The 26,959-nt window shown below is 44.7% G+C and carries 20 protein-coding genes; 18 read left to right on the top strand and 2 right to left on the bottom strand.

Going from position 1 to position 26,959, the window contains the following annotated elements; translation table 11 throughout:
* Nucleotides 1–11 precede the first annotated feature (11 nt).
* The 17 genes from ACED41_RS01720 (at nucleotide 12) to tldD (ending at nucleotide 20,694) form a co-directional block, all read left to right on the top strand.
* Nucleotides 12–1,235 carry a type II secretion system F family protein gene (locus ACED41_RS01720; RefSeq protein WP_371724380.1) on the top strand — a complete coding sequence of 408 codons (1,224 nt, stop codon included), beginning with the start codon at nucleotides 12–14 and terminating at the stop codon, nucleotides 1,233–1,235.
* 3 nt (nucleotides 1,236–1,238) lie between these two features.
* Nucleotides 1,239–1,694 (top strand): MSHA biogenesis protein MshF, encoded by a 456-nt coding sequence (locus tag ACED41_RS01725; RefSeq protein WP_371724381.1) that lies wholly within the window; start codon nucleotides 1,239–1,241, stop codon nucleotides 1,692–1,694.
* A 79-nt stretch (nucleotides 1,695–1,773) separates the two neighbouring features.
* Nucleotides 1,774–2,349: a prepilin-type N-terminal cleavage/methylation domain-containing protein gene (locus ACED41_RS01730; protein WP_102332739.1), complete on the top strand. Its 576-nt coding sequence runs from the start codon at nucleotides 1,774–1,776 to the stop codon at nucleotides 2,347–2,349.
* Nucleotides 2,350–2,384: 35 nt separating this feature from the next.
* On the top strand, nucleotides 2,385–2,879 hold the full coding sequence (locus ACED41_RS01735; RefSeq protein ID WP_171732390.1) for a type II secretion system protein: 495 nt from the start codon (nucleotides 2,385–2,387) through the stop codon (nucleotides 2,877–2,879).
* 142 nt (nucleotides 2,880–3,021) lie between these two features.
* Nucleotides 3,022–3,513: a prepilin-type N-terminal cleavage/methylation domain-containing protein gene (locus tag ACED41_RS01740; RefSeq protein ID WP_371724382.1), complete on the top strand. Its 492-nt coding sequence runs from the start codon at nucleotides 3,022–3,024 to the stop codon at nucleotides 3,511–3,513.
* Entirely contained in the window at nucleotides 3,510–4,079 is a 570-nt protein-coding gene (locus ACED41_RS01745; protein ID WP_371724383.1) for a prepilin-type N-terminal cleavage/methylation domain-containing protein, read from the top strand. The genes ACED41_RS01740 and ACED41_RS01745 overlap by 4 nt, the downstream gene beginning before the upstream one ends.
* Nucleotides 4,079–4,825: a prepilin-type N-terminal cleavage/methylation domain-containing protein gene (locus ACED41_RS01750; protein WP_371724384.1), complete on the top strand. Its 747-nt coding sequence runs from the start codon at nucleotides 4,079–4,081 to the stop codon at nucleotides 4,823–4,825. Before ACED41_RS01745 ends, ACED41_RS01750 begins: the two co-directional genes overlap by 1 nt.
* Nucleotides 4,815–5,243 (top strand): MSHA biogenesis protein MshP, encoded by a 429-nt coding sequence (locus tag ACED41_RS01755; RefSeq protein ID WP_371724385.1) that lies wholly within the window; start codon nucleotides 4,815–4,817, stop codon nucleotides 5,241–5,243. Before ACED41_RS01750 ends, ACED41_RS01755 begins: the two co-directional genes overlap by 11 nt.
* A 2-nt stretch (nucleotides 5,244–5,245) precedes the next feature.
* Nucleotides 5,246–9,661 (top strand): DUF6701 domain-containing protein, encoded by a 4,416-nt coding sequence (locus ACED41_RS01760; RefSeq protein WP_371724386.1) that lies wholly within the window; start codon nucleotides 5,246–5,248, stop codon nucleotides 9,659–9,661.
* A gap of 150 nt (nucleotides 9,662–9,811) precedes the next feature.
* On the top strand, nucleotides 9,812–10,855 hold the full coding sequence (locus ACED41_RS01765) for a rod shape-determining protein (RefSeq protein ID WP_017062957.1): 1,044 nt from the start codon (nucleotides 9,812–9,814) through the stop codon (nucleotides 10,853–10,855).
* Nucleotides 10,856–10,949: 94 nt separating this feature from the next.
* A complete protein-coding gene (gene mreC / locus ACED41_RS01770; protein WP_004735927.1) occupies nucleotides 10,950–11,837 on the top strand; it encodes a rod shape-determining protein MreC in 888 nt (295 codons plus the stop codon).
* The gene (gene mreD, locus ACED41_RS01775) at nucleotides 11,827–12,315 is read left to right on the top strand and encodes a rod shape-determining protein MreD (RefSeq protein WP_017061361.1); all 489 of its coding nucleotides are present in this window, start codon (nucleotides 11,827–11,829) and stop codon (nucleotides 12,313–12,315) included. The genes mreC and mreD overlap by 11 nt, the downstream gene beginning before the upstream one ends.
* A gap of 7 nt (nucleotides 12,316–12,322) precedes the next feature.
* Nucleotides 12,323–12,946, top strand: a complete 624-nt coding sequence (locus ACED41_RS01780; RefSeq protein WP_017066953.1) for a nucleoside triphosphate pyrophosphatase — start codon at nucleotides 12,323–12,325, stop codon at nucleotides 12,944–12,946.
* A 20-nt stretch (nucleotides 12,947–12,966) separates the two neighbouring features.
* Nucleotides 12,967–14,436, top strand: coding sequence for a ribonuclease G (rng, locus tag ACED41_RS01785; RefSeq protein ID WP_017061363.1), 1,470 nt, complete (start codon nucleotides 12,967–12,969; stop codon nucleotides 14,434–14,436).
* Nucleotides 14,437–14,446: 10 nt separating this feature from the next.
* Entirely contained in the window at nucleotides 14,447–18,322 is a 3,876-nt protein-coding gene (locus ACED41_RS01790; protein ID WP_102393505.1) for a YhdP family protein, read from the top strand.
* A 94-nt stretch (nucleotides 18,323–18,416) separates the two neighbouring features.
* Nucleotides 18,417–19,229 carry a carbon-nitrogen hydrolase family protein gene (locus tag ACED41_RS01795; RefSeq protein WP_017061365.1) on the top strand — a complete coding sequence of 271 codons (813 nt, stop codon included), beginning with the start codon at nucleotides 18,417–18,419 and terminating at the stop codon, nucleotides 19,227–19,229.
* Between the two features lie 19 nt (nucleotides 19,230–19,248).
* On the top strand, nucleotides 19,249–20,694 hold the full coding sequence (gene tldD, locus ACED41_RS01800; protein WP_017061366.1) for a metalloprotease TldD: 1,446 nt from the start codon (nucleotides 19,249–19,251) through the stop codon (nucleotides 20,692–20,694).
* A gap of 108 nt (nucleotides 20,695–20,802) precedes the next feature.
* On the opposite strand, the gene ACED41_RS01805 is transcribed toward tldD, so the two are convergent.
* Nucleotides 20,803–22,182 (bottom strand): PhoH family protein, encoded by a 1,380-nt coding sequence (locus tag ACED41_RS01805; RefSeq protein WP_017062953.1) that lies wholly within the window; start codon nucleotides 22,180–22,182, stop codon nucleotides 20,803–20,805.
* 466 nt (nucleotides 22,183–22,648) lie between these two features.
* Here ACED41_RS01805 and rapA point away from each other — a divergent pair, with 466 nt between their 5' ends.
* Nucleotides 22,649–25,558 carry an RNA polymerase-associated protein RapA gene (gene rapA / locus ACED41_RS01810; protein WP_017062952.1) on the top strand — a complete coding sequence of 970 codons (2,910 nt, stop codon included), beginning with the start codon at nucleotides 22,649–22,651 and terminating at the stop codon, nucleotides 25,556–25,558.
* Nucleotides 25,559–25,650: 92 nt separating this feature from the next.
* Here rapA and ACED41_RS01815 read toward each other — a convergent pair whose 3' ends face one another.
* On the bottom strand, nucleotides 25,651–26,928 hold the full coding sequence (locus ACED41_RS01815) for an NRAMP family divalent metal transporter (protein WP_017061369.1): 1,278 nt from the start codon (nucleotides 26,926–26,928) through the stop codon (nucleotides 25,651–25,653).
* Nucleotides 26,929–26,959 lie beyond the last annotated feature (31 nt).

Genomic DNA, 26,959 nt, shown 5'->3' on the forward strand with positions numbered 1-26,959 from the left:
GGTAGAATGATATGCCAACGTATCGTTATGTAGGTCGCAGCTCTGATGGTAGCCAAGTAAGTGGGCAATTAGACGCGAATAACGAAGATCTTGCTGCTGAAAGCTTGATGAGCAAAGGGATCATTCCAACCTCGATCAAACTGGGTAAAAGTGGTGGTTCAGTCTTAGATATGGATGTATCGAGCCTATTTGCGCCGAATGTTCCGCTTGAAGTCTTGGTTCTGTTTTGTCGACAGTTATACAGCCTAACCAAAGCGGGTGTACCACTATTAAGATCGATGAAAGGCCTCACTCAAAACTGCGAAAATAAGCAGCTGAAAGCCGCCTTGGAAGAGGTGGTTGCTGAGCTAACCAATGGTCGCGGCTTAGCGGCGTCAATGCAGATGCACCCAAAGGTATTCAGTCCGTTGTTTGTCTCGATGATTGGCGTTGGTGAAAACACAGGCCGTCTAGATCAGGCTTTACTGCAATTAGCTGGATATTACGAACAAGAAGTTGAGACTCGCAAACGAATTAAGACTGCGATGCGTTACCCAACATTCGTGATCAGTTTTATCTTGGTTGCAATGTTCATTCTTAACATCAAGGTTATTCCACAGTTCTCAAGCATGTTTGCGCGCTTTGGTGTCGACTTGCCGCTGCCTACTCGTATCTTGATTGGTATGTCTGAGTTCTTTGTGAATTACTGGGGCTTAATGCTTGGAGTGATCTTTGGTCTTATCTTCGCTTTTAAAGCTTGGGTGAAGACAGACAAAGGCTTGGAAAAGTGGGATCGATTACGCTTAAAAATGCCGGTCATTGGCGGGGTAGTGAATCGAGCACTGTTGTCACGCTTCTCGCGTACTTTTGCTTTGATGCTTAAAGCGGGTGTTCCACTGAACCAGTCGCTAGCGCTTTCGGCGGAAGCTTTAGATAACCGTTTTCTAGAGTTGCGAGTTCAAGCCATGAAATCGGCCATTGAAGCCGGTAGTACGGTTTCGTCGACCGCGATTAACAGCGAAATTTTCACACCGCTCGTGATACAAATGATCTCCGTCGGTGAAGAGACGGGTCGTATTGATGAGCTATTACTTGAAGTGGCTGATTTTTATGACCGCGAAGTCGATTACGATCTGAAAACCTTAACCGCCAGAATTGAACCCATTTTGTTAACCATCGTTGCGGGCATGGTGCTGATTTTGGCGCTAGGTATATTTTTGCCGATGTGGGGAATGTTGGATGCAATCAAAGGCTAGGGAATGCTAAATAACCTACAACGCTCACGTTTTGTTATTTGGACTGTGGTTATTCTTTTTCTTATTGTCGGTGTGCTTTCTGCATTCAAAACGGTAGAAGAGGAAGCGACTAACACGGCATTTATCGTCGCGAGCAAGCGGATTTTAGAGCAAGCCAATTTGTTCAAACAGCAATATTTGTTATCGGGTGCTGGGCAAGAAGAAGGCTCGGAACCCCCAAAAATCTATAGCAGAACTGGATGGGTAATGCCTATCCAAGGTACGGAGCGAGACTGTAACTATTGGCTGGATCAATTATATCCTCAAGGGAGTATTTTAGGGCTAAGCTCTCCAAGTATTGAAGATAAAAGTGATAACATACAGTTTCACTGTAGTTATCATTATGCTGATAAATATCAGATAGATATATTACTCGAAAGAGAAAGGTTTAGTGTGAAAGCCAATATTTTGGCTTTGTGAAAATATTGACAGTTTTTTTATGGTTTTATACGAGCACGAATGTATAATGCGCGTTAATAATTAGATGAGTAGGTAGAAAATGCTTAAGAATCAAAAGGGTTTCTCCCTTGTCGAATTAGTCATAGTGATCGTGGTCGTTGGTTTATTGGCGGTGGCTGCTTTACCTCGCTTTCTCGATGTGACAGATGAAGCCAAGAAATCAAGTATTGAAGGCGTTGCTGGCGGTTTTGCGACAGCAGTACTGTCGGCAAGAGCACAGTGGGAAGCCGAAGCAAGACCATCTGAGAAGATTGGTGTTGAAACATACAATACTGTAAACTATGATGGTGTTGATTTTTGGTTAACAAGATCAAAAAACAGTAACAACGTCGAGACCGACTTTCGTGATGGCTATCCGTGGACTCTGAACAATAATTCGAGCACTGCTCCACAAGATATTTCAGACCAAACATGTTCTGAGTTGATGGAAAACTTGCTGCAAAATCCACCTAAAGTAGGTGCGGTTTCAGATGTAGCGAACGACTCAAACTACAAGTATTCAGCGCAAGCAAATTCTGGTGATGCTACCTGTACTTACGTTCAATTAGAAGGTAGTACCGAGCATGAATTTGTTTACGAAATTAAAACTGGTCGTGTGACCGTAACTTTGCAGTAAGTCTGCGTAAAATTAAACATAGAGAGAGCTTAACTATGAAAAGACAAGGCGGTTTCACCCTAATCGAACTAGTGGTTGTAATTGTTATTCTAGGTATTCTTGCTGTAACTGCGGCACCACGTTTCCTAAACTTGCAAGATGATGCGAAGAACTCGACATTGCAAGGTTTACGTGGGGCTATTTCTGGTGCTATGGGCATTTCTTATGGTAAAGCTGCAATTGAAGGTATCGAAGGGCAACAATATGTAGCGGCAAGCGCAGCAGCAACAACTATCGACGGGATTGCTCATTCTTTTGGTTACCCTATTGCAACTTCAGCTGGTATTGGCGCTACCATTGATCAATCAGGTGAGTTTGTAGAATTAAGCTCTACAGGTACTGTTGGTACTGACGCTACGCTTGTTTACGGTATTCAAAACTTCAATGGTAGCTGTGTAAGATACTCAGAAGCGACAGCGGCCAATGTTCCAGCTACAACTATTATTGTGGTTCCTGGTGAAGATAGCGAACCAAACACTGCGTGTGACTAATTAGTCTGCATTGTTTAAGGCCAGCACCTGCTGGCCTTTTTTCTATCTACTACACAAAAATATCAAAACTATTCATATACATAAGATCGTAAGTTTCGTTATCTTGTATAATCAGTATTCGCTAGGCAGTTAGAGGCTCATTATGGATAACAGCCCCATATCCAAAGGCTTTACTCTGGTAGAGCTGATCATCGTTATCATTATCCTCGGTATTATTTCAACTTTTGCCGCGAGTCGCTTCGCTGGAACCTCTAGTTTTTCTACCTTTGCTGCCCAAGAGCAGGTCATCTCTGTTATCCGTCAAATCCAAGTTAATCGAATGCAATCAAACGTTTCCGCTGCTAATGACAGCTTTCGTCTTGCTATCAATAGTGATTGTCTAGGTTCAGTTACGGCATGCAGTCTAAATCTATCGAATAGCGCTCAAAAATCACAAGCTGATGCGCGTAGTGACTATGTACGTGAGTCCGATATTTCATTTTCTCCAGCGAATACAATTATCGATTTTGATTTATTGGGTAATCCTTCGGTGAGCGCTGGGGTTAATATTACTATTAACTCCACCACTTCAAATAATAGCGCTCAAGTTTGTATTAATTCTCAAGGTTACGTGCGTGAGGGAGCGTGCCTATGATTCGCTCACGTGGCTTTACTCTGATTGAAAGTATTGTTGTGATTATCGTTTTGGGTATTGCGATGGTCACGATTACCAGTTTTTTAGCACCACAAGTGGCAAGTTCAGCAGACCCACAGTATCAAAACCGTTCCGTGGCCTTAGGTCAGAGTTTGATGAACCAAATGTTGGCACGTGGTTTTGATGAACACAGTGATTTTGATGGTGGTCTGGTGCGCTGTGGCGATGCAGGTGCGACCGCTTGTTCTGCTCCCAATGAACTCGGAGTGGATGGTTCAGAGGCAACCCCCGCAGCTTTCAATGATGTTGATGACTATATCGGTTGTTGGTACACCGATACAACAGAGTCAGCGTGTGTCTCATCAACGAAGTACCCGCTCGCTAATATCCTAGACGAAAATATTGAAGACAGTTATGCCAATTTTCGTGTTGAGGTTTCCGTGTTTTATGATCAAAACATGGACGGTGTTAACGATAATACTATTGGTACGATGAAGCGCGTTGAAGTACAGATCTTTGGTGGTAATAACCGTTATAGCTTGGTTGCTTACAAGGGGAACTACTAATGAAACAACGTGGTTTTACTCTTATAGAAATGATCGTAACCATTGTTGTGGTTGCCGTCATCGGTCTCGCTATCGCAGGCTTTGTTGAATATGGCATGAAAGGGTATGTTGAGAGTATTGACCGGCAAAAGGTGCAAGTGAAAGGGCAATTTGTTGTTGAGAAAATGTCGCGAGAGATAAGCCACGCAGTTCCCAATAGCTTCACTGAAGTTCAGACTTTTTTACCTACACTTGCTTTTGATAGAAAGTGTCTTTCATTCTATTCGATCAAATATTCCGGTTTTTATCACTTCGATGAACCAGGCAATCAATTGGACTTCATTGTTGGTCAAGATGCCCCAAGTCTCTCTGTAGGAGATTATCTTATTATAAATCCAAGTAGTTTTAATGATTTGGCAGTGGAGTCCAATAAACGAATTGACGTCTCGGGTGCAGTTCAGAATACCAACTCTTTCAGTGTTACAGCTTTGAGTCTTGTGAGTGAGTCTATTGCAAAACGACACTATATTTATGAAAAAAACAATCATGTCAGCTTCTGTATAGTGAACAATACTATCGAAGGACAAGGTGTCATTGAGCGTAATGGCGTAAGGGTCACAGATAGCGTTAACTATACAAAAAGTAACTTCCGTTACGAAGAGCCAAGCTTACAGCGCGGTGGTGTGATTCATATCGAACTTGTGCTTGAGCAAAACAACGAAATCAGTGTTTATCAACAAGATGTGCAGGTACTTAATGCGCCATAGTAAATCATCCCAAAAAGGCAGTGTTTTGGTCGTTGCAATATTTGTTATTGTGGTGATGGGCTTTCTTGCGACTTCTTTAGTGCAAGTACAATGGTCAAACCACGATACATTGACGCGTAAACAACTTGGAACACAGGCTTGGCTATTAGCACATTCCGCTAATGAGTGGGCACTCACTCAAGTTTATCCATTAACGGTTTCGCCTGCGGTTTCAACCAGTGTGAGCACCGTCTGTGGTAACTTAAATTCAAACCAAGTGAGTAGTGGTATGTCGACTATCTGTACCGTCGATGAGTTAACTTGCAGTCAGATCGGAGTGTTAGATGGTGTTGGCTTTTTCAAAATAGAATCTACTGCCATTTGTGGTTCAGGTATCAACCAAGTACAGCGTATTCAAGAAGTTTGGGTGAGGGAGTGAGTATGAAATTATGGGTTGGTCTTTTTAGAGCCATTAAAAATCTTCCTCGTTGTTACGCGAACTTTTTGAAGCTCACTGCAGTCATGATTGTTTTATGTGGGACATCTTTCGTTTCGATAGCTGACGAATTTTCTCCTGAACAATGTAATGATCTAAAAAGACAAGATGGCTTTTCTGTTGCTTTTACTATTCCAAACCCAACTCCTGTCACGATCACTTTTACGTCAAATAACTCTGTAGTTAAATTGTGGTCCAGCGTTAGTGGTAGTAACGCTAAGATAACCGATCAGAACGTGAATCCAGGAGAAAGAGTTCTCCTAATTTATAGACCGACTTCTAATAATGGTAAAAACGGCAGTCTCATTTACAAGCTTGATACAGGCTCTGGATATGAACAGAAACAGACTACTTCAATTGTGATAAACGGTGGTAATGGTACTTTAGAAGTGTCAGGTGATACCGTTGTAGTTGAGTGTGCCGATGGAGAAAAAGAACCAGTCCCTGATTTGGAGGATGTTCAATATGAGTTTGGTTCTATTGAAGGTATGGATTGTACTTATGGTTGTAACTTGTTGTTCCAGAAGCAATATGACAATCCAATTGTATTCTTAATGTCGACTATCGATCCTGATGATATCGTGAATAGTGTGCCAACAAAGGCTAGTGTTACAACTATTTGGGACTCAAAGAAAGGCGCAACAATAGAAAGTGAATCGGCTGAGAGTTATAGTTCAACCGATCGAATGTCACCTATTTATTATTTTGTTACCGATCCCGGAAGGTTAACATTTTACGATCATAATGGTTCCAAGGTTTATGGTGAAGCTGGAAACATCATAACTTCTAAGGCTCAATGTAAAGGCAATGCCTGTGGCAGTTCTGATTGGGAAACGGTCTCATATCAGGGAGGTGATATTACAAACCCCGTGATCATGGCTCAAGTTCAGGGCAAGGACCGAGATTGGGCCACAACAGCTATCTCTGGTTTAACTAACCAAAAATTTAAGCTTGCTCTAGAGCGTGGTCGACAAGGGCCAACTTCTTCAGCTAAGCAAATCGCTTATTTAGCTGTCCCTACTTTTTCAGGGCAAGATGAGTCTAAAACATCAAAAATAGAGTTTTTCCAAGCGCCTGGTACCTACAACCAAAAAACTGAAATAGAGCCAGGTAAATCTATAGGCTGGTCATGTCTGAATAACGAAATATCACTACATCAAAACTTTAATAAGTTTGGTGTTATTGCTAATAAGCAAACCCGAAATGGTGGTGATGGTGGTTGGCTACGTTATTGTAAGCAGTATGTGAGTGGAGGAGAGTCGCAATTTACATTCGCATTTGATGAAGATGCTACTTCTCTTAGTACTCGTAAACATGGAGCTTATGAATCAGTAGGCTATTTCGCATTTGAAATTCCCGAGGTCGAGATTCCGGTTAACGTATGTAACTTGTTTCCTGAGCCTATCCAAAGTTGGACTGGGGTTGAGAGTTCATTGATTATTAATAATGGGTGGGGCACAACTTTCAATGGCTGGTCTCCCGATTATCTTGATGCTTTTTCAATTGACAATGATCGATCTTGGAGTCCATCTAATCCTGATCCCGAGAGTTTGCTTTTAGTCGGATTTGATTTAGAGGGAGGTACAAATCAAATGTACAACCATGATGTCTGTGGAGATGATTTAGGTTGTGCTGTAGGGAATGAGGATGGTCAACTAAACCGACGAAAGATTGACCATAGTTTGTTGCCTAATGTTCCGAGTCGTTCTGTAACAGAGAGCCTAGCTATTGATAAAAACATCAAGTCTAGATGTGATGCGTCAAACTTGTGTTCATTTGAGTTAGCAGGAGCTAATGCTAATGTGTATATCAATGAAGACTTGAAACGACTATATATAAATGATTTAGGCAATGAGTATCCAGAAATAAGGGTACACCTTAAAGATGGTTTATATATTGATGATTTCGAAATATCAAATGGTAGTGGTTTAGTATTAATTATCCCTGAACAATCATCAGTAACTTTTAATAACTTTTTGGCTTCGGATACAAGCCGAAGTGATTTTATATTTGAAAATAGCTCTAAAATAAATGTAGTTACAAGCTTTAAATTTAATAATAGCGTCAATATTGTTAATGAGAACGCATACCCAATCATTTATGCTCCAGATGCAACTGTACAGTTGAAAGGAAACTTTAGAGGCTTTATTTTAGCGAAAACACTTAACCTGCCAAACTTACTTACAGTGGAAGGCGCAGTTACTGCTGCGAGCGTTGTTTCGCAGAGTGGTTTAGTTATTAATAAACCTGACTATAGCTGTCCACTTCCTCCACTTCCAACTGGTTCTCTTGTCGTTACCCCAAAATATTCTCATGTTCTAACTTGTGAGGTCGCTGAGGTTGAGTTTAAAGTCGTAGATGATGATGGCAACGTGATTAGCACCGTTCAAGATAACTTCACTGCATCACATTCACCAAATTCTACTGGGAAGTGGTGTGAAGATGAGAATGGAAACAGTTGCTCTACATCTTCGGGGGATTACCAAAGTCACTTTGTTAATGGGCAAAAAACTTTGTACTTATCTTCATCTAAGTTAGAGAGTTATGATGCCAGTGGTACTTGGAATGGTGATTTAGAAACGGCTGCATCAAAAATTAACTTTGTACCTTATAAGTTCGATGTTGATGAACAGTTTGTTGTGGCTGGGGATGATTACCTCGTGACGGCAAAGGTATCCTCTTGTAATTCGCAAGATTCTTCTTTATCACAAGATTATGTAGGCACCCCTAAAGTTAGTTTAGGTATCGTTCAACCTGCGAACGGAAATAGTGCGATAACCTTATTAGATTATACGCCTGATTTTGAGGTGAGTGATAACGGTGAAACAACCGATACACTTTCGATTCAAGAGTCAGGTCAGTTCAAAGTAACTCTGACCGACAGCACCTTTGATTGTAGTGAGATGTCGGGTTGCCCTGAGAGTGGTATTGATAAACTTTCTGGTAGTTTTTTGGTGAATTCTCGTCCTTGGCAATTTGCTATTTGTACGGGCAGCAATTCTGATGGTAACAGCAGTGGTGGGAATGCGTTTGTTGCAGCGGGGGAAGAGTTTGACGTGTTTGCTAAACCAATTAGATTCTCGAGTAACGCTAACCCTTCGTGTAATAATAGCTTAGTAACACAAAACTATTTGCTGTCCTCTGGTGCTGTCGTTGCAACTCATACTCTGGATACTCCTAGCAATAATGGTGCAGTGCTTGGTAGCTTAGAGCCTGGTAGCCAATTGACTCAGTCTAGTTCCGATATTAGTCTTGATGATAATGGTTATAAATTCAAAAGTTTAAATTATTCAGAAGTTGGTAGTATAAATTTTGAAGTGACCGAAGACTCGAATAGTTTTTATGGCAAGATTCTTGGTGGCTTCTCTGGAAGTAAATCAATTGGCCGCTTCTATCCGAAGTACTTCCTGCAAGAGAACCCTGAATGGAATGTCGCTAATCAAAACGACATTGCTTATTTAGGTCAGCCTTATGACTCTGCTGTTCATCTAGTGTATCCAATGGCATCAGGTGAAGGTGATACGGATAATGCGCTTAATAATTACCGATTCTTTAATACAGAACTACAAGCAAAGTTTGGTGTTCTAGATGATAGCAATATAGATAACGGCTTCTTGCTAGATACGGATGCTGGGTCTTGGTCTAATGATCGTGAGCATTGGTTGTTGAACGATAGTGCCGCTGTTCTTCAGCGAGTTACGGATTTGGATGACGTTAGCCGCAGAGATGCACCGTTTAATACTTCAGATGCTAACTCCACTATTACCCACTTTGGCTTGACTGTTGCAGGAGTTGATCCTGTTTCATTTACTGACTCTGATATTTTGACTGATTCTGTCGAGTTTCCGGTCCAGCCTCCAGCTCGTTATGGTCGAATGGTGCTAGATGATATTGGTGGCAATTCTGATACTACTCTAACTATTCCATTGCGCGCTGAGTTCTGGGATGGCAGCGAGTTTATTGTTAACGAGGATGATGACCGCAGTACCTTCAATGGGGCTAATACTTGTAAACAAGTTATTTGGCACAGTGAAGGGGCGGCAACCACTTTAGTTTCACTTAACGGTAGTGGAAATGTGGATGATGGAGAAGAAGAGGTCACAGCAAATCAAAATACGCCAGCAGGAACAGACGCGCCACGTGAGCAAGTTCGTCTGTGGTTAAGAATGGATGACTCTGAGCCTGATAGCGATGGCGGAAATAACATCTCATGTAGTGGCAGTGATCAAGATCAACCATGGCTACGTTACAACTGGCGCCAACTGGGTGATGAAGATCCATCCACCGTCGTCACATTTGGTATATACCGTGGTAACGATCGTGTGATCTACCGAGGTGAAAGTGGCTTAACAGGTCAGTAATAATATAATTTTTGCCCCTTAAGTTAGGAATCTGTAAGAAATTGCGGGTTTCAGTCCATGTTTGTACTTCAATGCCTTGCCGTAACAGCAAGGCATTGGTACATTTAGTGCAATTTTTGTCTTCTAATTCTTGCAGGATGAGCGAAGAATATGTTTAAAAAACTTCGTGGCATGTTTTCAAACGACCTATCGATTGATTTAGGTACAGCCAATACCCTTATTTATGTAAAAGGCCAAGGCATTGTTCTTGATGAGCCTTCAGTTGTAGCTATTCGCCAAGATCGTGCGGGTTCTGCAAAGAGTGTCGCTGCTGTTGGCCACGCTGCTAAGCAAATGCTTGGTCGTACGCCTGGTAACATTTCAGCGATCCGCCCAATGAAAGATGGCGTAATTGCTGATTTCTACGTAACGGAAAAAATGCTTCAGCACTTCATTAAACAAGTGCATGACAACAGTGTGCTTAAACCAAGCCCTCGCGTTTTGGTTTGTGTACCTTGTGGTTCAACGCAAGTTGAGCGTCGTGCTATCCGTGAATCTGCGCTAGGTGCTGGTGCTCGTGAGGTTTACCTAATCGATGAGCCTATGGCTGCTGCGATTGGTGCTGGCCTACGTGTCTCTGAGCCAACAGGTTCAATGGTTGTTGATATCGGTGGTGGTACTACTGAAGTTGCGGTTATCTCACTGAACGGTGTGGTTTACTCGTCTTCTGTTCGCATTGGTGGTGACCGTTTTGATGAAGCGATCATCAACTACGTTCGTCGTAACTACGGCAGCTTGATCGGTGAAGCAACGGCAGAAAAGATCAAACACGAAATCGGTTCAGCTTACCCTGGCGATGAAGTCGAAGAGATCGAAGTACGTGGTCGTAACCTTGCTGAAGGTGTGCCTCGTAGCTTTAGCCTAAACTCAAACGAAATCCTTGAAGCACTTCAAGAGCCTCTATCTGGCATCGTATCTGCAGTAATGGTTGCACTAGAGCAGTGTCCGCCAGAGCTAGCTTCTGATATCTCAGAAAACGGTATGGTACTAACAGGTGGTGGTGCACTGCTTAAAGACCTTGATCGCCTGTTAACAGAAGAAACAGGTATCCCTGTTGTTGTTGCAGAAGAGCCATTAACGTGTGTTGCTCTAGGTGGCGGTAAAGCTCTAGAGATGATCGACATGCACGGCGGCGATCTGTTCAGCGAAGAATAATATCTAGTGTTAGGCTCTTTTCTTATCTAGTTTTATGTAAAGAGCCTAGGACCTTGTCTATAGGATCAAATGTAGCTCTAGGACCAAATATAGAATGAAGCCAATTTTTGGTAGAGGTCCCTCTCTACAATTGCGCCTGTTTTTTGCTGTAATTTTATCAGCCAGCCTTATGCTGGCTGATAGTCGTTTAGATGCTTTCTCAAATGTTCGCTATCTATTAAACAGCATGGTTGCGCCTATTCAATATGCAGCCAACTTGCCTCGCACTATGTTCGATGGTGTTTACGACCGTTTTAGCACTCGCAAAGGGTTAATTGAATCTAACCATAATATTAAACGAGAAGTCTTGCGTCTGAAGAGCGAGCTGATTCTGCTTGAGCAATATCAAGAAGAAAACAAGCGCCTTCGTAAGCTGTTAGGCTCGCCGTTTATCCGTGATGAGAAGAAAGTCGTCACAGAAGTTATGGCGGTAGACACTTCACCATATCGCCATCAAGTCGTGATCGACAAAGGTCAGATTGATGGGGTGTATGAAGGTCAGCCGGTGATCAACGAAAAAGGCATTGTCGGCCAAGTCACTTTCGTTGCTGCTCATAATAGTCGTGTATTACTACTCACTGATGCAAACAATGCGATTCCTGTTCAGGTTATTCGTAATGACATCCGTGTGATTGCTTCGGGCAATGGCATGATTGATGAGATCCAGCTAGAGCACATTCCAACCAGTACCGATATACAAGAAGAAGATCTGTTGGTGACATCAGGTCTTGGTGGGGTATATCCAGAAGGTTATCCAGTCGCCTATGTTACGGCCGTTGATTACGACCCGAAACGTGAGTTCGCTGTGATTAAAGCAGAGCCTGTGGTTGAGTTCGATAAGCTCAGATACCTGCTGCTTGTATGGCCTGATGAAAACAAACAGATGCAAGCGGATCAATCGAGCATAGAACAAGCATTGTTAGAGGGCGAAGATGGCCAATAGCGTTTTGAGAAGCAAGGTAGTAATTTTCTGCTCATTTTTAATAGCACTGATTCTGCAGACGATCCCTTGGCCTGGTAGCTTAGATTTATTTAGACCATCTTGGTTACTGCTGGTTACGTGTTACTGGGTTTTGGCTCTACCGCATCGTGTTAACGTGGGTAGTGCTTTGATTTTAGGCTTATTGTGGGACCTTTTGATCGGCTCTACTCTGGGTATTCGAGGCATGATGATGGCAATAGTGATGTACATTATTGCGATGAACTTCCTCGTCATTCGTAACATGGCGTTATGGCAGCAAGCGATGATCATTGCCGCGTTAACGGTCTTGTTTGAGGTGTTGATCTTCTTTGGTGAATATTTGATCCAAGATGTTGTTTTCAATCCGTTATCGTTATGGAGCGCATTGATAAACTGTATACTTTGGCCTTGGATGTTTTTATTAATGAGACGCGTGCGTCGCCATTGGCATGTGAGGTAGCGTGACGATGGAAAAGAAACATTTAGTTTTGGCATCCGGCTCTCCACGCCGCAAAGAATTGCTATCTCAACTCGGTTATGAGTTTTCTGTCCTCGTAACCGATGTTGAAGAGTGTAAACACGCTCAAGAAACCGCCGAAGAATATGTTAAGCGACTATCTTTAGATAAAGCTTTAGCTGCGTTGTCTTTATTGAAAGATAACCCTTCTGAAAGGCAGCATGTCGTTCCTAGTTCTGATACTGTAGATCATGGCTCTGATATAGTCGTTCTTGGTTCTGACACAGTCGTCGTAAGCCAAGGGCAAGTGCTTGAGAAACCCACCGATTTTGCTGACTCTAAGCGCATGCTTACTCAGTTAGCGAATGAACGTCACCAAGTGATGACGGCGGTTTCTGTGGTTTCAGAAGAAAAACAAAGAACAGAAATCATTATTACCGACGTATGGTTTAAACCCCTCAGTGAAAAAGAAATAGAACAATACTGGCAAACAGGGGAGCCATGCGATAAAGCCGGTAGCTATGGGATCCAAGGTTTGGGCGGACGCTTTGTCACCCGAATCGAAGGTAGTTATTACGCCGTTGTCGGCTTACCTTTATTTGAAACGGACCAGCTACTGCAAGAATTCTTATAATTACTAACCTGAGGTGCACCATGAGTGCTGAATTGTTGCTGAACGTGACCCCGAGTGAAACTCGTGTGGCCATGATTGAAGGGGGGGCTCTTCAAGAGATCCATGTCGAACGAGATGCTCGACGCGGTATCGTAGGAAATATCTATAAAGGACGTGTAAGCCGTGTTCTTCCGGGAATGCAGGCGGCTTTTGTGGATATAGGCCTTGAGAAAGCAGCTTTTTTACACGCCTCTGATATTGTTCCACACACTGAATGTGTCGCTGAAAACGAAAAGAAACAATTTCAGGTTCGTGATATTTCAGAGCTTGTCCGTCAAGGGCAAGACATTGTGGTGCAAGTGGTCAAAGATCCTCTTGGAACTAAAGGTGCCCGCCTAACCACGGATATCACTCTACCGTCTCGTTATCTGGTGTTTATGCCGGGCGCAAGTCATGTCGGCGTTTCCCAACGAATCGACAGCGAGTCTGAGCGTAACCGTCTTAAAAAAGTCGTGTCTCGTTACTGTGACGAACACGGTGGCTTCATCATCCGTACTGCGGCTGAAGGCGCTGACTCGAATGAACTTGCACAAGATGCCGCTTTCTTGAAGCGACTTTGGCTAAAGGTTCTTGAGCGTCGTGGTAAACACAAAGCGCGCACTCGCTTGTATGGTGAACTTTGCCTAAGCCAACGTATCTTGCGTGATTTTGTCGGTACTGAGCTGAGTAAGATTCAGGTCGATTCTCGTCTAGAGTATGAAAACCTAAAAGAGTTTACCTCTGAATACGTGCCAGAGCTGACAGACAAGCTTGAGCTGTATGAAGGTGATAAACCTATCTTTGATATGTACGATACCGAGAACGAAATTCAGCGTTCATTGGATCGTAAAGTCGAATTAAAGTCTGGTGGATATTTGATTATTGACCAAACTGAAGCGATGACCACGGTTGATATCAACACTGGCGCGTTTGTTGGTCGCCGTAATCTAGAAGAGACGATTTTCAACACCAATGTAGAAGCGACTCAAGCGATTGCTCGTCAGCTGCGTCTACGTAACTTAGGTGGCATCATCATTATCGACTTTATTGATATGTTGTCTGAGGAACATCGTAAGCGAGTACTAACTTCTTTAGAGGCTGCGCTCGACAAAGACCGTGTGAAAACCAATATTAATGGCTTCACGCAGCTTGGGTTGGTTGAGATGACTCGTAAACGTACTCGTGAAAGTATTGAGCATATCCTATGTTCGAGCTGTCCTGCTTGTGAAGGCCGCGGCAGTGTGAAGACAGTTGAAACCGTTTGTTATGAAATTCTTCGAGAGATCACGCGAGTGAATCGTGCGTACGACGCCGATAAATTTGTGGTCTATGCGGCAGCTGCCGTAGCTGAGGCGTTAGAGGGCGATGAATCTCATGCGCTTGCGGAGCTTGAAGTCTTTATTGGTAAGCAAGTTAAAATCCAGGCTGAGCCTCTGTACATACAAGAGCAGTTTGATGTTGTTATGATGTAATGGAAATTTTGTGAGCTCAAGCGTTACTCTGATTCTACGTGCATGTTTATGGTTAGTGGTTACTCTCTTAGTAACGCTAGCCATTGCCGTTACTACACTGCGTGTAGCCTTGCCCAATTTAAACAAGTATCAATCTGAAATTGAGCTTTGGGTAAACCAACACTCCGGTTTTGATTTTTCGATTCAAGATGTGGGCGGTTTTTGGCGTAACACTCACCCCTCTATTGCTCTGCAAGGCGTTAAAGCTAGCCTCCCCAATGCAGAAGATGTGACCTTCTCTGTTGAGCGTGTTGAAGTCGAGTTTGACTTGATTCAATCGCTCGTGCAGATGCGCCCGGTTGTGGCCGATCTAGTCATGAATCAAATGTATCTTGATATCCGCTCAATTGATCTGTTTGCCGGACAAAATGGCAAAGACGAACCTACAGATCCCGAGTCTTCCAAGCGAGTGATACAAGAGCTCGATAATTTACTGCTAAAAACACTCGTCGATGTAACTGCAAAAGATTCTTCTATTCTTTATCACTCTGTTTCGGGTGAAGAACGTCAGCTCGATATAGAAACCTTAAAATGGCAAAATTCAGACAAACATCACCTTGCTGAAGGTGTGGTGAGTATCAAAGATGCCAATCTAAACTCTCTGTCAGTGAGTGCTAACTTTATTGATGGTGGGTCACTGACTGATGTGACTGGTGAGTTTTATGTCAGTGCCGACAGCATTTCTGTTAAGCCATGGCTTACGCATTATATGCAGGCGGAATCCGGCATTGAAACGGGTACTGTGAGCTTGAATAGCTGGCTTACGCTGCGAAATAGCAAGCCAGTGAGCGCTTATGTTGAGGTTTTACCCTCAGAACTGGCGTGGAACGAAGATGGCGAGCATGACCTCATGCTTGAGTCCGGTGTCTTTAAGTTGTCGCCGACTGATGATGGTTGGCAAGTAAATGGTCACTCACTAAACCTTAGAACGGATGACACACCTTGGCCGGAACTCGACGTAGCGTTCAAGTGGAATCAAGGTCCATGGCAACTCAACATTTCTGAGCTGGATATTGCGACTATTACTCCGTTGATTAAGCTGCTGCCTGACTCTGAACAATCAACCAAAATGATTAACGTATTGGCGCCGGGCGGCTCTGTTTCTGATATCCGTGTTTCCATGGGTTCGGGAATTGACAGTTTACGTTATTCAGCCAGTTTTTCTGATCTTGCTATCGAGCAGTGGGAACTCGTCCCTGGCTTTAGCCAAGTGTCTGGTAGTGTGTTTGGTTCGGCCTCGGAAGCGAAAGCTAGCCTGCATGTTATTGACGATGTGTTCCCTTATGGTGACGTATTCCAAGCGCCTTTGAATATCAAACAAGGTCAGGTTGATATTGTTTGGCAGCAAGATGAAAACGGCTGGAAGCTGTGGTCAGACAAAATCACAGCTGCCACGCCCGATTTACAAGTACTAGGCGCATTCCGCTTAGACTTCCCAAAAGATGCGAGCCCGTTTTTATCGTTCTACGGCGAAGCGGACGCTTACAATGTCGGTGAAACATGGCGCTACTTACCTACACTGGCTCTTGGGCAAGATCTAACAGACTACCTTTCAACTGCGATTCAAGCCGGTAAAGCGGATACCGTAAAACTGCTGTGGCATGGTGATTTGTCTCAATATCCATACACTAACCACGATGGTATTTTCCAGGTTTGGGTTGGCTTAGAAGATGCGAAATTCAGCTTTGATACCGCGTGGCCACTGATTACTGATCTTCAGCTTGATCTGTTGTTTGAAAATGATGCGATGCATCTGGATTCTCGCTCAGCTCAACTGATGGATGTGACGGCAGATCGAATCACAGGACGCATTCCTTATTTAGGGGAAGGCGGCCATATTGAAATTGAAGCTAAAGCGACGGCGTCTGGCAACGCAGTACGCGATTACATGACGTCTTCGCCACTGGTGGGCTCGGTAGGCGCAGCCTTAACCGCACTTCAAGTGAGTGGTGATGTCTCTTCTGAGTTCCAGCTGAATATTCCGTTTGATTCTGAAAAAGAAGCAAGAGCATGGGGTTACGCCGACTTAAGTGGCAACCATGTTGAGATTGAAGCGCCGCCAATGGTGCTCGAGAACACCACGGGTCGAATTGAATTTGATAATGACGTAGTGACGGCAAATGGCCTCGCTGCGGATCTGCTTAACCAAGGTATCTCGCTTGATTTTAAGGGCCTTAATGATGGTCCTGGCTATGCAGTTGATATTGATGTGTTAGGTGATTGGGACGTCAAGCCTCTAGAACCTTACATCGGTGAGCAATGGTTAAGCCGCTTATCAGGTCATGCGCAATGGCAAAGCCAGATTGATATCCAGCTGAATGATATCGGCTTTACCTACCAACTAGACTTACAGTCAGACCTAAAATACTTGGCGAGTGATTACCCATATCCATTGGCGAAAAAATCACTAGAAAGTGGTTCTGCAAGGCTACAGGCATCGGGTAACCAAGAGACGATTACCGCGCGCCTGCAATTGCCAAACACCAAGTACCAAGCTGAGATTGATATCACAGGCGACGTGCCTGAGTTAACGGCGACCAACTTAGTGCTTGGTCGCGGTGGCTACAAAATTAGCCCGGTGGTGGGCCATCACGCACTGATTCGTACAGACAAATTCAATGCCGATGATTGGTTATCGGTTGTAATGGAACCGGTAAAGCCTTCAACGGCTGTACTTAGTCAAATGAACACGCCAACCATACCTGCGCCAAGCCGTATTACCTTTGAGAGTAAAGAGCTGATCTTGGGTGGTATCTCTTGGAATGACGTCGATTTTAGTGCTCGTAAGAACAAACAGGCGTGGCAAATGGAAGTGTCTAGCCAAGAGCTAGAAGGGGATATTAACTACCTGCCTCCTTATGATTTGACAGTTTCACTGGATCGTCTGCATCTGTTTGTTCCTGAGTGGAGTGATAAGAACAACCAAGATCAGCAACTGCTGCAACGTAAAGAACAAGCTGCGCCATTGATATCCAAATTGGATAGAGAGATCCACGATGCGATGCCAAACCTGACCCTGACGCTGAACGACTTTTGGCTGCAAGGCTACAAGGTGGGTAAGGTCGATGTTGAAATGACGAGGAACGAAGATCGTATCGAGTGGAACAAAATCCAGGTGCGAAGCGGCGGTAACAAAGCGGATGTGAGTGGCTGGTGGGAACTGCAAGGTGACAAGAGTCATTCATCGTTAACCGTTGATGTTGAAGGTGAAAACAACAGCGAGCTCATGGAGCGCTTTGGTATTACTTCCGGGATTCAAAAAGCGCCATTCGCGTTGGAAGGTCAACTAAATTGGGATGGTTCGCCTTGGGGAATCAAAATGGATACCCTTGATGGCAACGTTAAAACCAAGTTTGGTAAAGGCATTATCTCGGATGTGAGCGGCGCAGCTCGATTACTTGGCCTGTTTAGCCTAGATTCGATCATCCGTAAGATGCAGCTCGATTTCTCAGATGTGTTTGATAAAGGTATGGCCTTCAACAGCATCACCGGAACGGGCGAGATTCAAAATGGTATCTTCCTGACCAATGATCTGAACATGGATGCGGTCGCAGGTGAGATGAAAATCAAAGGTATCGCTAACCTCAACACGCGTCAGGTTGATGCTGAGGTGAACTTTACCCCAGATATTACCTCGGGTATTCCCGTATTAACGGCCTTTGCGGTAACCCCTCAAACGGCGCTGTACGTATTGGCGGTGACCACGGTTATCTCGCCAGTTGTGGAAGTCTTTACCCAAGTAAATTATTCGGTGAAAGGACCATTGGATTCACCAACGGTGAGCGAACTTTCTCGTAGCTCTGGCGAGTTTCAGCTGCCAGAGAAGCTGAGAAAATTAGCCGAATAGGCCTTAAATTAGCCGAAAAGACCTTATGCCCGAGTCAGCGAATATACGGTGAAATGCTGATTTCTGAATCATAATGAATGGAGGAGCGATACACATGGATTGTGTTGGGTTGATTCAAATGACATCTGGCCCCAGCCCTGAATTGAACTTTGAGTACCTTGCTCAAGAAGTTGCAAAGTGCAAAGAGTTGGGGGCTAAGTGGGTTGTTTGCCCTGAAAACGCGTTAGTTTTTGGCAGTAAAGCCGACTATCACCAGTGTGCTGAGCCTTTTAATGATGGCCCACTGCAAAAGAAAATCTCTGAGCTAGCAAAGCTTCACAGAATTTGGATCGTCATTGGCAGTATGCCGATAAGCACAACTAACGGAGTGACGACCACCACCTTGGTGATTGATGATTTTGGTTGCCTCGTTGCTCATTACGACAAGCTACACATGTTTGATGTGGATGTCGCTGACGCCCATAAGTGCTATCGAGAGTCGGATATTTTCACTCCGGGCAACCAAGTTGTGACAGCGGAAACGCCTTTTGGTCGCTTAGGTTTGAGTATTTGTTATGATGTGCGCTTTCCACACTTGTATTCAGAGTTACGTAAGCAAGGGGCACAAATCATTGTGGTGCCTGCGGCTTTTACAGCGGTAACGGGTCAAGCGCACTGGGAAGTACTATTAAGATGCCGCGCGGTTGAAACACAGTCGTGGATTGTCGCGGTAGGTCAAGGCGGAAAACACCCTTGCCAAAGAGAAACATGGGGACACTCAATGGTGGTTGATCCATGGGGACGAGTGGTCGCACAGTTAGACCAAGATCCTAAAAGTATGGTGGTTGAGATAGACACATCCAGTTGCGAGTCCATTAGGCAAAATATGCCCATCGCGCAACACTCTCGATTTACCAATCAATTTTAATTACAAACAAGAGCCATCTATGAGCATTAATCAAATTGAAGAAGCGCTACTGAACCCGACAGGGCTTACGGAGCAAAATATCGCAGATACATTGGCGAGTATTGCTACCCGCCAAATTGATTATGCTGATATCTACTTTCAGTCAAGCTGGCACGAATCTTTAGTGCTAGAAGACAGCATTATTAAAGACGGCTCTTTCAATATCGATTGCGGTGTTGGCGTTCGTGCAGTATCTGGTGAAAAGACTGGTTTTGCTTACTCTGACCAAATCCAATTGGATGGTCTTAAGCAGAGCGCAATTGCGGCTCGTGGTATTGCTAAACAAGGTCAAAACGGCAAGGTTCAAGCGTTCAAACGCAACTCTAATCAAGCTTACTATGATGCAGTTAACCCGCTTGCGAGTTGGGAAAAACAGCAGAAAACAGAATTACTAAAATCATTAGATGCTTACATTCGCACTAAAGAGCCGATGGTGACTGAAGTATCGGTGAGTTTAAGTGGTGTGCATGAGCAGATGCTGGTTGCTGCGACTGATGGCACTTACGCTGGTGATATTCGTCCGCTGGTTCGCTTGTCTATTAGCGTACTTGCACAGAAGGGTGATCGTCGTGAGCGTGGTAGCGCTGGTGGTGGTGGCCGTTTTGGTTACGACTTCTTCTTAAGTGATGACAAAGGCACTCAAGTTGCTTACCAATTTGCGGATGAAGCGATTCGCCAAGCATTAGTTAACCTTGAAGCGGTTGCAGCGCCTGCTGGTGCCATGCCTGTGGTTCTTGGTTCTGGTTGGCCGGGCGTTCTGCTGCATGAAGCGGTAGGCCACGGTTTAGAAGGCGACTTCAACCGTAAAGAGTCGTCAGTATTCTCTGGCAAAGTTGGTGAGCAAGTAACTTCAAGCCTATGTACGATTGTCGATGACGGTACATTAACGGATCTACGCGGTTCATTGAACGTCGATGATGAAGGTGTTAACGGTCAGTACAATACGTTAATCGAAAACGGCATCCTAAAAGGTTACATGCAAGATAAGCTGAACGCTCGTCTAATGGGTGTAGCACCGACAGGTAATGGTCGTCGTGAGTCATACGCGCATCTTCCAATGCCACGTATGACGAATACATACATGCTACCGGGCGAACACACACCGGAAGAGATCATCGCGACGGTTGAGAAAGGTATCTACGCACCGAACTTCGGTGGCGGTCAGGTCGATATCACATCAGGTAAGTTCGTATTCTCAGCGTCTGAAGCGTACATGATTGAAAACGGTAAGATCACTCACCCAGTGAAAGGCGCGACGCTAATCGGTTCTGGTATCGAAGCGATGCAGCAGGTGTCTATGGTGGGTAACGACCTAAGCATCGACCGTGGTGTGGGTGTGTGTGGTAAGGCTGGTCAAAGTGTGCCAGTGGGTGTTGGTCAACCAACATTGAAACTAGACTCGCTAACCGTTGGTGGTACTGAGTAATTCAGACTAACCTCTGCCGACTTACTTCAAAATATTAAATTGAAAAGCGCCTCCAATGTGAGGCGCTTTTTGTTTTTAGATTACTGATTCAGTGAGCGTATAGAGTCACTACATGTTCTCTTCCGCAAACTCAGCTAGTCGGCTACGCACCACACCATTGAGGTGGATGTTGGCACTGCCTTCGAAGTTTTTAAAACGCTCAACCATGTAGGTTAAGCCTGAAGTCACAGGGGTTAGGTAAGAAGAATCTATCTGCGCTAAGTTACCTGAGCAGACGATCTTAGTACCTTCACCACAACGGGTGATGATGGTTTTTATCTGTGAAGCGGTGAGGTTCTGACACTCATCCAAAAGCACAAAGGCATTTTGAATCGAGCGGCCACGCATGAAGTTGATTGATTTGAACTGGATATTGGCTTTGTCACAGATGTACTTCATCGAGCCTTCTGTGCAGTGGTCGTTCTTGTGCAGCGCTTCCAGTGTATCGGTCACTGCGGCTAACCAAGGCAACATTTTCTCTTCCTCTGTACCCGGAAGGAAACCTATCGACTCACCAATATCAGGGGTGTTGCGGGTTACGATGATCTTATCGAATTGCTTACGTTCAATGGTTTGTTCAAGTGCAGCAGCCATAGCAAGCAGTGTCTTACCACTACCTGCGGCGCCAGTGAGAATCACAAGATCAATATCAGGGTCGAGCAGCGCATCAATCGCCATGCCTTGATAGACGTTCTTTGGTGTGATGTCCCATGCTCTGCGATTCATCAATCTTTCGCGGCTGAGGTCTCTCAGGGTAATGCTTTCCGGCTCAATCTCCTCGACTCGAGCGGCAAAGTCACTTTCTTCGTCAATCACATATTGGTTGAGGAAGGTTGGCTCGAACGGCGCTCTTGCTAAGGTGTGCAGCGTCTTGCCGCCTAAACTTCTGCTCTCGACATTATCGATACCATCCCAAAATGAGCCTTCCAGTTGTTGGAAGCCTTTGGTGAGGTATTGGATATCATCAATCAGTTGGTCAGTTTGATAGTCTTCAACAAAACGTACACCGGCGCCTTTTGCTCGTAAACGCATATTGATGTCTTTGGTGATGAGAACCACTTCGCGTGGTGCGCGTTTATTTTGAAGATAGAGGACAGCGTTGAGGATTCGGTTATCGCCCGCCTTGTCATCGGCAAAGGCTTTGATGCTTTCTTGAAGTTCGTAGTCAGCGAGTATTGAAATACTGCCAGATGCATTTATGTCTTTAGAAAAAGGGATGCCTTCCGATATTTGGTCTGGTGTGGCTTCCCTGAACAGGTCTTCGAGCGTTCGAATCGCAATTCTCGCATCTCGAGCAACGTCTCTTTTACTGTCTTTGATTCTGTCGAGTTCTTCTAGCACTGTCATGGGGATAACGACATCGTGCTCTTGGAAAGAAAATATAGCGAAGGGTTCGTGAAGTAGGATATTGGTGTCTAAAACAAATAGCTTCCGGTTGGTCTCGCCCATAGCATCTCCTTGCCGACGTGCGGCTTGCCTTGCATTCATTGAACGTAGATAAAGCTCATATAAAGATTAGTATCTGATTCTGGTGATAGTCAACTACTCACCTAAACTTCATCTAGAGGAACAGCACCATATCGTTACGAGTGAATATGGTGTATTCGTTTGAGAGCAGCAATCTGCTACCTATAGATTAACCATGAATTTTTGACAGTTTGATTGCACTGGCGAAAACAGAAAAAAAGCATGAAATCATCTCCTTTAGGCGTGACCTAAATCACAGCATCGAGTAAGATTAGCGACCTTTTTCTGCACCATTTTCTCGAGATATTTATTATTGAGAGCGCACTTAAAAAGTGGCTGCAAACTAGACATTTTTGGCTATATTTTTAGTTCAGGAGCGATAATGTTCTTGTTTAAAACTGCAGTTAAGAAGACCAAATTCCAACTATAAGATTGAGGTAGTCGATTCATGACATTTGCTTTGGGGCAACGCTGGATAAGCGATACGGAGAGCGATTTAGGTTTAGGTACCGTTGTAGCAATGGATGCTCGCACAGTGACACTAATGTTTGCAGCGTCAGAAGAAAACCGTGTTTATGCACGTACTGATGCTCCCGTAACCCGAGTAACGTTTAATGTAGGCGATGTCATCGAATGCCAAGAAGGTTGGTCTCTGTCTGTCGAAGAAGTTATCGAAGACAAAGGGCTGCTAACCTACTTAGGTACTCGCGAAGATACCCAAGAAACAGAAGTCACTCTGCGTGAAATCTTCTTAAGCAACCAGATCCGCTTTAACAAGCCACAAGATAAGCTATACGCAGGTCAAATCGACCGTATGGATAACTTTGTGTTGCGTTACCGTGCGCTAAGCAACCAGTACCAACAACACAAGAGCCCGATGCGTGGCTTGTGTGGTATGCGTGCTGGCTTGATCCCTCATCAGCTATACATCGCTCATGAAGTGGGTCGTCGTCACGCTCCGCGCGTTTTACTGGCTGATGAAGTGGGTCTAGGTAAAACCATCGAAGCGGGCATGATCATCCACCAACAGGTGCTGTCTGGCCGTGCTGAACGCATTCTGATTGTGGTTCCTGAAACTCTACAACACCAATGGTTAGTAGAGATGATGCGCCGTTTCAACCTGCATTTTTCTATCTTCGATGAAGAGCGTTGTATTGAAGCGTTTGCTGAATCAGACAACCCGTTTGATACCCAGCAGTACGTTCTGTGTTCTTTGGACTTCCTACGTAAGAGCCGTAAACGCTACGAGCAAGCACTTGAAGGCGAGTGGGACTTGTTGGTTGTCGATGAAGCGCACCACCTTGAGTGGAGCCAAGACAAACCAAGCCGTGAATACCAAGTGGTTGAAGGCTTAGCGGAAAATACGTCTGGTGTGCTACTACTAACAGCAACGCCTGAACAGCTTGGTCGTGAGAGCCACTTTGCACGTCTGCGTCTGCTTGATCCTGATCGCTTCTACGATTACGAAGCATTCGTTGAAGAAGAAGACCAATACGCACCGGTTGCTGATGCAGTAACGGCTCTGTTCTCTGGAGTGAAGCTTGAAAACAGCGCGAAGAACCAGATTACGGAACTGCTTTCTGAGCAAGATGTTGAGCCTCTGTTCCGTGTGATTGAAGGTGATAGCAGCGAAGAAGAGCAAGCGTTAGCTCGCCAAGAACTGATTGATAACCTTATGGATCGCCATGGTACCGGCCGTGTTCTTTTCAGAAACACACGTGCTGCAATCAAAGGCTTCCCTAAGCGTAATGTAAACCTACTGCCGATGGAGATTCCAACGCAGTACACAACCTCAATGCGTGTATCTGGCATGATCGGTGGCAAAATGGCTCCCGAAGCTCGTGCAATGAAGATGCTGTATCCAGAAGAGATCTTCCAAGAGTTTGAAGGTGAAGATTCAAGCTGGTGGCAGTTCGACTCACGCGTTAACTGGTTGATTGAAAAGATCCAAGACAAGCGCAGCGAGAAAATCCTAGTGATCGCCTCTCGTGCAAGTACGGCTCTTCAATTAGAGCAAGCACTGCGTGAGCGTGAAGGTGTGCGTGCAACCGTATTTCACGAAGGCATGTCGATTCTAGAGCGTGATAAAGCTGCGGCTTACTTTGCTCAAGAAGAGGGCGGCGCTCAGGTTCTTATCTGTAGTGAAATCGGCTCTGAAGGTCGTAACTTCCAGTTCGCTAACCAACTTGTGATGTTCGATCTTCCATTCAACCCAGACTTGCTTGAGCAACGTATTGGCCGTTTGGACCGTATCGGTCAGCTGCGTGATATCGACATTCATGTTCCTTACCTAAAAGGCACATCACAGGCGATCCTTGCGCGTTGGTTCGATGAAGGTCTGAATGCATTTGCGGAAACTTGTCCAACGGGTCGCACGGTTTACGATAAGTACTCAGATGTTCTTATCGAGATGCTGGCTTCTGGTAACACTGAGCAACTTGATGAAGTGATTGAAGAGTCTGCCAAGCTAAATCAAAGCCTGAAATCAGATCTAGAAAAAGGCCGTGATCGCCTATTAGAAATGCACTCAAACGGCGGCGACAAAGCGCATGAAATTGCAGAGAAGATTGCCTCGACTGACGGCGACACTAACCTAGTAACGTTTGCACTAAGCCTGTTCGATACGATTGGCTTGAACCAAGACGACAAGGGTGAGAATGCTCTGGTTGTAACGCCGTCTGAGCACATGATGGTGCCAAGCTACCCAGGCTTACCATACGAAGGCGCAACCATCACGTTTGATCGTGATACTGCGCTTTCTCGTGAAGACATGAACTTCATTAGCTGGGAACACCCAATGATTCAGGGCGGTATCGATCTGCTACTGAGTGAAGGTGTTGGTGCATCAGCGGTATCACTACTGAAAAACAAAGCGCTGCCAGTGGGTACTATCCTGCTTGAGCTGGTTTACCTTGTGGATGCGCAAGCGCCGAAACGCAGCGGTATCAGCCAGTTCTTGCCTAAGACGCCAATTCGTTTGATGATGGATGGCCGTGGTAATGACTTATCAGCTCAGGTTGAGTTCGACAGCTTTAACCGTCAATTAAGCCCTGTAAACCGTCACCTAGCGAGCAAGCTAGTTAACTCGGTACAAGGTGAAATTCACAAGCTAATCGAAGCGGGTGAGACGCACGTACTTCCTAAAGTGGAAGAAGTGCGTGAACAAGCTCAACGAGATATGCAGACTAACCTGAACGGTGAATTAGAGCGTCTACAAGCGCTTAAAGCCGTGAATCCTAATATTCGTGATGAAGAGCTAGAGGTAATCGAAGCTCAAATCAATGAACTGACCGGTTACATCAGCAAAGCTCAGGTTCAGCTAGATTCATTACGCTTGATTGTGGTTTCTCACAACTAGTTTTGAATTAGCGAAATGCTTCAACGAAATAAGGCCTTCATTATGAAGGCCTTATTTGTATCTGTAGCTTAATTAACAATTCAAGTAGCTGGTTACATTAACCACTTCCACCAAACAAATACCGCTAGGAAACCAAATAGGTAAACAAGACCTGCTACAGACAACCATTTTAGTTTGCTGCCAATGGCTAGCGCTTCTGGAAGCTTAGCTTTGTTGACCAAGATGAAATTAAGCAGAGCGAAGAATGGCGTTGTTGCAAACGCGAGTACCATTGCGAAATCGAGCATAGGCATCAGTGCTGCGCTAAAGAACATCACAATCGCGAGTGCCGCGATAGAGACAATGATTATCCAGCCTTGCAGCATTCTTGGGCTTGAATCTTTTTTGAATAATAGACGTTGTGATTCAGCAAGCACGCGTGAGTAGCCATCGATAACGGTAATGGTGCTACCAAAGATACAGAAGAAAGCGATAAGAGCGATTAACGGGCGAGACCATTCACCAATTGTCGAAGCGTAGATGCCGACCAATTGATGAGTAAAGCCAACACCGGAGCGAGACAGTTCAACTCCCGAACCGTGAAGTACTAGCGCGCCTAACGCAACGAATACTAAAGCAAGCAGCGCCGTACCAATGTAGCCAACGTTAAAGTCGAACAGCGCTGATTGTGCGGTCACTTCCTGCTTCTCTTTTTGGCTTTTTAGCCACATAGAGGTGATGCTTGATATTTCGATAGGCGCAGGCATCCAACCCATGGTCACCACGATAAAACCAATAGCAGCCAATGACCAAGGCGACGGTGGAACAAAAGCAGCATCAGGTTCGACTGGAGAGCCGATAGCAATGGCGACTGCAGCTAAGGTTGTGATGGTTAAGATCGCCATGATCGCTTTAGATAGTGTATCTAGAGCACGATAATGGCCAGCAAACAGAATGATCAAACAGGTCGCTAAAACGATCATGCACAAGGTGCTAGTGGCTAAATCGAAAGGAACAAAGTAACTGAGTAGGCTTGCACTGAATAATAGCAGGGCAGCGGTATTCACGACCGCAGATATGGCACTCAAGATCGAAAAGATCACAAGGTATGGGCGGCCTAGGTTAGAGTAACCTTCCACCAAGCTTTGACCCGTTCCTAGCGTGTATTGGATGCCGGCTCTGAAGAATGGATATTTAAATACGTTAACGAGGATAATGAGAGCGGCAAGCTGCCAACCATAAATCGCACCCGCCTTGGTTGAGGCGACTAAGTGAGAACCACCTACAGCCGCTGCGGCCATCATAATGCCTGGGCCAAGAGACTTAATTAAACTTGATAGGGGAGCTGAGGTTGGTGTTTTTGTGTTGGTGGTTTTAACCGTACTGTCCATCGTTTTTCCTTTGATGCTGACTTCTTATTAT

Origin of the sequence: Vibrio sp. 1F255 (genome assembly GCF_041439145.1) — a bacterium.
In the GTDB taxonomy this organism is placed as follows: Bacteria; Pseudomonadota; Gammaproteobacteria; order Enterobacterales; family Vibrionaceae; genus Vibrio; species Vibrio crassostreae_C.